This window comes from Oryzihumus sp., assembly GCF_036391795.1.
GTDB lineage: Bacteria > Actinomycetota > Actinomycetes > Actinomycetales > Dermatophilaceae > Oryzihumus.
This window is the reverse complement of the sequence record NZ_DASVZH010000218.1, coordinates 1-3,845: the sequence shown is the minus strand read 5'-3', so window position 1 is coordinate 3,845 and position 3,845 is coordinate 1. Positions and strand designations below refer to the sequence as shown.

4 protein-coding genes are annotated in these 3,845 nt (G+C 72.3%); 2 read left to right on the top strand and 2 right to left on the bottom strand.

What is annotated here, in order from left to right; all coding sequences use genetic code 11:
* On the top strand, positions 1-1,158 hold a 1,158-nt coding region (locus VF825_RS13510; protein WP_331114135.1), incomplete at its 5' end, for an FAD-dependent monooxygenase.
* 119 nt (positions 1,159-1,277) lie between these two features.
* Here the strand turns inward: VF825_RS13510 and VF825_RS13505 are convergent.
* A complete protein-coding gene (locus tag VF825_RS13505; protein WP_331114133.1) occupies positions 1,278-3,137 on the bottom strand; it encodes a bifunctional metallophosphatase/5'-nucleotidase in 1,860 nt (619 codons plus the stop codon).
* Positions 3,138-3,341: 204 nt separating this feature from the next.
* On the opposite strand from VF825_RS13505, the gene VF825_RS13500 reads away from it, so the two are divergent.
* Positions 3,342-3,569 (top strand): hypothetical protein, encoded by a 228-nt coding sequence (locus tag VF825_RS13500; protein WP_331114131.1) that lies wholly within the window; start codon positions 3,342-3,344, stop codon positions 3,567-3,569.
* Between the two features lie 39 nt (positions 3,570-3,608).
* Here VF825_RS13500 and VF825_RS13495 read toward each other — a convergent pair.
* On the bottom strand, positions 3,609-3,845 hold a 237-nt coding region (locus VF825_RS13495), incomplete at its 5' end, for a hypothetical protein (RefSeq protein ID WP_331114129.1).

Below are 3,845 nucleotides of genomic sequence, written 5' to 3'. Positions count from 1 at the left end.
CGCGACGGTGCCGTCGAGGAGGTCGACTGCCATCACCTGGTCGGCTGCGACGGCCCGGCCAGCACCGTGCGCACCGCCGCCGGGATCGGCTGGCGCGGCGCCGCCTACGCCCAGGAGGTCGTCCTCGCCGACGCCGAGCTGGACGGCAATCTCACCGAAGGCCTGGCGCACGTCGTCGCCGGGCGCCGCGGCCTGGTCTTCCTCTTCAACGTCGGCGAACGGGCCACCTGGCGCCTGCTGGCCACCCAGCCGGCCGGCACCGATCCGCTGCCGTTCGGCCAGCCCGGACCGCCTGTGCCCGCCGCCGAGCTGCAGGCCCTGCTGGACACCGCCGGGCTGCCGGCCACGATCACCCACGTCGCCTGGTCGGCCCGGGTCCGGCTACAGCACCGGCTCGCCACGGCCATGCGCCGGGACCGGCTCTACCTCGTCGGAGACGCCGCCCACGCCCACTCCCCCGCCGCCGCGCAGGGCATGAACACCGGCATCCAGGACGCGACCAACCTCGGCTGGAAGCTGGCCCTGGCTGCCCGCGCCGAACGACACGGCGCCGGGACCCAGACCCTGCTCGACTCCTACGAACGCGAGCGCTGGCCGGTCGCCCGGCTCGTGCTCGCCGCGACCCACGCGACGTTCTGGGCCGAGGCCGGGACCGACCCGCTGGCGAGCCTGGCCCGCAGCCGGCTCGTCCCGCTCGGCGCCCCGCTCATCCCGGCCGTGCTGCGCCGGCGCCGGCTCGTGGCCGAAGGCGTGCGCCTGCTCTCCGGCTTCCGCGTCGGCTATCGCGGCAGCCCGCTGTCCGTCGAAGACAACCCGGTCACCGGCGCGCCGCACGCCGGTGACCGGGTGCCCGACCAGGCGGTCACCTGCGACGGGCGGCCCACCCGGCTGCACAACCTCACCGCGCTCCCGGGCACCCACGTCCTGCTCCGGCGCGACGCCCCGCCGATCACGCACGCCGACCTGGGCCAGCCCGGGCCGGCCGCTGACGCCCATCCCCGCCAGCGACCGGGCGCCCACCAGCACCGGCTTAGCAGCGTGCCGGGCCGCGGGGTGCTGGTCGTCCGCCCCGACGGCTACGTCGGCTACCGCAGCGACCTGGCCGACCCCACCCTGATCCGCGGCTGGCTCGTCCTGGCCGGCGAGTGCCATCAGTGAGCTCCACAGGTGAGCCCCAGCGGTGACCCCGGCGCGGACCGCAGCCACCCGGCATACCTGGAACAACGCGACGGCCGGCACCCGAGGGTGCCGGCCGTCGCCACAGGGGTTGCGTGACCCTACTGCTTGGTGATGCGGTCCAGCGCGGCCGGGGTGTACGGCGACACCGTCGGCAGGTAGTTGGCGAAGCTGTCGATGTCGAGGCCGCCGATGTACTTGGCCGTCCCGTTCTTGAAGGCGGCGAAGTTGTCGCCGCCGTCGGACAGGAAGTTGTTGGCCGCCACGCGGAAGGTCTGCGAGGCGTCGTTGGCCACGACCGTGTCGCCGATCTTCACCGAGCCGGGCACGACCTCCGGGCCGGCGGTGCCGGTCCGCCACGCGTAGCTAAAGCCCTTGGACACCTGGAGGAACTTGGTGGCGCTCGGGCCGGCGTTGGCGCCGGACCACTGCTGCTGGAGCAGGGCGTAGATGTCGGCGCCGGTGAGGTTCATTGACACGACGTAGTTGTTGAACGGCTGGACGGTGAAGGCCTCCTCGTAGGTGACCACGCCGTCGCCCTCGCCCTTGGGGGACGAGGCGTAGGTCAGGTCCGCGCGGATGCCGCCGGGGTTCATGAACGCCACGACCGGCTTGACGCCCCCGGAGACGACCGAGGGGTCGTTGACCTGCGCGTCGGCGATGAGGTCACCCAGCGGCGTCTCCCCGGCCGGCGAGGCGACCCGGTTGACGTCGGTGGTGATGGTGCCCAGGTGCTTCTCGGCGATCGGCTTGATCAGCGTGCTGTAGGTGCTGATGATCTGCGACTCCGCCGGGTCCTTGGCCACGTCACGGGTGACGACCATGTTGGTGCCGGCGACCGAGGCGCGCACGATGTCGGCGGTGGCCATGTCGTACTTCAGGTCGGTCTCGGTGAACAGGCGGCCGAAGGAGGACGCCGAGGTCACCAGGCGCTGCTGACCGGCCGGGTCGGGCACGTTGCAGACGTAGGGCTGGTGGGTGTGCCCGGAGATGACCATGTCGATCGCCGGGGACAGGTTCGCCGCGATCGGCAGGATCGCCGAGTCGGGCGCGAGCGTGCCGCCCTTGCCGCAGGCGTAGTCGTAGGTGGCGTTGGCGTTGTAGACCTTGCCGTCCGGGCCGGTCCACTTCTGCACCGCCGGGGTGCCGCCCTGGTGGATGAGCACCACGATCGCGTTGACACCCTGGCGCTTGAGCACCGGCACCAGCGCGTTGGCGGTCTGGACCTCGTCGGTGAACTGCAGGCCCTGGATGCCGGCCTGGCTGACGATGCTCGGGGTCTCCTTGAGCGTCATGCCGATGAAGCCGACCCTGGCGCCGCCGGGGAAGGTCTTGACCCAGTAGGGCGGCAGGATCGTCTCGTTGGTGCCGGCGTACTTCACGTTGGCCGCGAGGTAGTGGAAGTCGGCGCCCTCGAAGGTGTGCGCGGCGCAGGAGTTCTGGTTGGCCGCGCCGTCCCCGTCGGGCAGGCAGCCGCCGTCCTGCATGCGCTGGAGCTCCTTGTAGCCCTCGTCGAACTCGTGGTTGCCCACCGACGTGGCGTCCAGGCCCAGGGTGTTCATGGCCTCGATGGTCGGCTCGTCGTGGAACGCCGCCGACAGCAGCGGCGAGGCGCCGATGATGTCGCCGGCCGCGACGGTCACCGTGTTGCGGTGCCCGGCCCGCGCCTGCTTCAGGTGCGTCGAGAGGTACTCCACCCCGCCGGCGTCCTTGGTGACGTCGACGACCTTGGGGGTCGCCCCGCTGGTGTCGAGGCGGTGGTCCACGGTGACCCGGCCGGAGGACCCGGAGGGCGCCTCGAGGTTCCCGTGGAAGTCGTTGAACGACAGGATCTGGATGTCGGTGGTCGAGCTCTTCACCGGGTTGGCCTGCGAGACGCCGCTGGTCGTCGCGACGCCGGCCCCGGCGGCAAGGACCACGGCCATGACGCCGGTCAGGCGTCGTGCACGTGCAAAGGACATGGTGCTCCTGGGAGTGCTGTCGTGAGAGTGACGCCTGAGTCGGCGGTTGGGGCATAGACAACCACGACATCCGCGGCATTTGGGCGAAACGGGCAAGATTCCCTGTGAAGGCCCTGATCGTCGCCTGTGCGCGGGGCCGCCGACCCACGGTTTCCTGTCCCGTTGCCAGAGGTGAGGACAGCCCACCCGCGCCACAATGGCGACGTGAGCGACCTGATGGAGTACCTCCTGGAGCACATCGACCGCGACGAGCGCCTGGCCAAGTCCGCCGGTGGCGCGGCCTGGAGTGCGGATCGGGTCGCCGCCGAGTGCGACGCCAAACGCCGGATCCTCGCCTATGCCGAGATCCTCGTCGCCGACGAGAGCACCCACCGCGAGGGCATCGAGCTGATGCAGATCCTCGCCTCGCCCTACGAGGTGCAGGACGCCTGAGCCGCCGGCGGCCACCGCCACGGCGGGGCTGACCGCGGCTCAGCCGGCCGGGGCCGCCACCTGCGGTCGCACGTGGTCGGGCAGGTGTAGCCACCAGTCGGCGCTTGAGCGCCACGCCGGCAGGTCCGGCCCACCGGCCAGCAGGTCCGTCCGCCCGCGCATGCCCAGGGCGTAGGCCAGCGCGGTCAGCTGCCGGTCCCGGCTCCCCTCGGCCATCCCCGGCGCACCGGCCAGCGCCACCGCCCGGGCGGCCAGCCGCTCCTCGCGCGGCGCCGC